Annotated in this window: 2 protein-coding genes; one reads left to right on the forward strand and one right to left on the reverse strand. The window is 69.0% G+C overall.

Going from position 1 to position 2,580, the window contains the following annotated elements:
- Positions 1-739: ERAP1-like C-terminal domain-containing protein (locus AOK11_RS32950; protein ID WP_206188975.1), on the forward strand; the 739-nt coding region annotated here is incomplete at its 5' end.
- Between the two features lie 142 nt (positions 740-881).
- On the opposite strand, the gene AOK11_RS32955 is transcribed toward AOK11_RS32950, so the two are convergent.
- Positions 882-2,580: bifunctional metallophosphatase/5'-nucleotidase (locus AOK11_RS32955; protein WP_055597342.1), on the reverse strand; the 1,699-nt coding region annotated here is incomplete at its 5' end.

The raw sequence follows: 2,580 nt of genomic DNA on the forward strand, positions 1-2,580 counted from the left end.
CGTCGGGGGCGTCCTCGCCTTCGCCACCACCCACGTCGCCGACCGCTACGTCACCCCCGACGGGCGGCCCGCCGCCCTCGCCACCCTCACCGACCTGTGCCGCGACCTCATCCGCCGCACCGAGGACGGCGACCACCCCGGCCTGCGCCTCATCGCCGTACGCCACCGCATCGACACCGCCGCCCACCCCGACACCATCGCCGCCTGGCTCACCGACGGCACCGTCCCCGGCGGCCCCGAACTCGACCCCGAGCTGCGCTGGCGCATCCTCACCCGCCTCGCCGTCCTCGACGCCACCGACGAAGCCGCCATCGCCGCGGAACTCGCCGACGACCCCAGCGCCACCGGCCAGGAAGGCGCCGCCCGCTGCCGCGCCGCCCTGCCCCACGAAGACGCCAAAGCCCGCGCCTGGAACGCCCTGTTCCACACCGACAACCTGTCCAACTACCTGTTCACCGCCACCGCCCAAGGCTTCTGGCAACCCGAACAGGCCGACCTCGTACACCCCTACGTCGCCCGCTACCACAAGGACGCCGTCGCCCTCGCCGCCCGCCGCGGCCCCGCCATCGCCGAAGCCGCCGGCCACTGGGCCTTCCCCGTCCACGCCGTCGCCCCCGAAACCCTCCGCCTCGGCCAGAAATGCCTCCGCAAGGCCGACCCGACCCCCGCCCTGCGCCGCAAACTCGTCGACCAGCTCGACGACCTGGCCCGCGCACTCCGCATACAGCAGCAGGCGTAAACCGGCAGACACACCACGCGACCGGGGGCGCCGCACCACCACGCGGCACCCCCGGCAACACGTCAAGACGACCTCCGCCACCCCGGGCGACCACCAGGAACACCGGCCCTCACACCACCGGCACACCCTCCCGCACAGCCCCTCAGAACACCGGCACACCCTCCCGCGTCAGCCGCCAGTCCACCGACGCGAACTGCGCCGGATCCAGCACACCCCTCGCCGTCACCCACTCCGCGATCCGGGTACGGATCTCCGTCGACTCCGACCACACCTCCTTCGCCGACGCCACATGCGGAAACGCGCCGCCCCCGTTCGCCCGGTAATTGTTCACCGCGAACACGAACTCCTGCGCGTCATCCAACGGAGCACCCCCGACGGTCACATTCCGGATCCGCGACCCCACCGGCTGCGCGACATCAATGTCGTACCGCAACCCCGACACATAGTCGTAGTTGTAGTCCGGCCGCCCACCCGCGTTCGTCAACGCCGCCACATCCACCGGCGCACCCACCGCCGTCCGCACGAAATACCCCGCCGAATACTCCAGGTACGCCCGCACCTGCGCACCCGTCATCACCTTCGCCACCAGCGTGTTGTCATACACATACAGACCCGACAGATCCCGGATCGTCACCTCACCCGCCGGAATCTCCGACGTCCGCGAGAACGGCGACCCCTGCGACAACACCGGCAGCGACGCATACTCCGAACCCGCCAACGCGGCCCGCACCACGTCCTCCTGCACCTTGGTGATCAGATCGATGATCGGCGCGTCCTTGTAACGCGCCTCCACCGTCGTCAACGCCACCGTCGCCGAACCCACCACCTGATGGACGTACGCCACCACCTCCGCATGCTCGTCCGACAACAGACGCGTGATCCGCGGATCGTCCTCCACCGTCGCCGCATCCCGCAACGACGCCCCCACCGACTCCACCCGCCACCGGCCCCGCTCCAGAACGAGTCCGAAGTCGAACAACGTCAACCGCTCCGCATAACACAGCGGCTCCGACAGCACGACCTCCCGGCCCGTCTCCTCATTGACGACCCGCAACTCCTCGATCTCCGCATGCGCGTGCCCGACCAGAATCGCGTCGATCCCCGGCACCAGCCGCGCCACATTCGCCGCCGCGTTCTCCACATACGGCAACTGATCCCCGTACGACGACGTCCCCGACGACCCCGAATGCGCCGACACCACCACCACGTCCGCACCCATCGACCGCAGCTTCGGCACCCACTTCGCCGCCTGCTCCTCGAGCCCCGGGAACGTCAGCTTCCCCTGCACATGCGCCTTGTCCCAGATCGCGATCCCCGGATTCGTCAACCCCAGCACCGCCACCCGCACCGGCGGAGCGCCCTTCACCCGGAACTCCTTGATGAAATACGGCGGGAACGCCGGCTTCAACGTCTTCGCGTCCAGCGCGTTCGCACCCAACAACGGGAAACGGCACTGCTCCTCGAACTTCCGCAGCGTCTCGATCCCATAGTTGAACTCATGATTGCCCAGCGCCACCGCGTCGTACCCGATCGCGTTCATCGCCCGCGCCATCGGATGAACCGGACCGCCCTTCGCGGTGATCGGATCCACCTTCGCGTAGTAGTACGTCAACGGCGTGCCCTGGATCGTGTCCCCCGCGTCCAGCAGCATCGTGTGGTGCCGGCCCTTTTCCCTGCGGACCTGCTCCACCAGCGTCGACACCCGCGCCAGCCCCTGCGCGTTGCCCGCCCCGTCCTCGTACTCCGCGTCCTTGAAGTAGTCCCAGTTGAAGACATGGCCGTGCAGGTCCGTCGTCCCCATCACCGTCAGTGCATACCGCTTCACCGGCTTCCCCTTCCCC

This window comes from Streptomyces hirsutus (assembly GCF_001418415.1).
GTDB classification, from domain to species: Bacteria; Actinomycetota; Actinomycetes; order Streptomycetales; family Streptomycetaceae; genus Streptomyces; species Streptomyces hirsutus.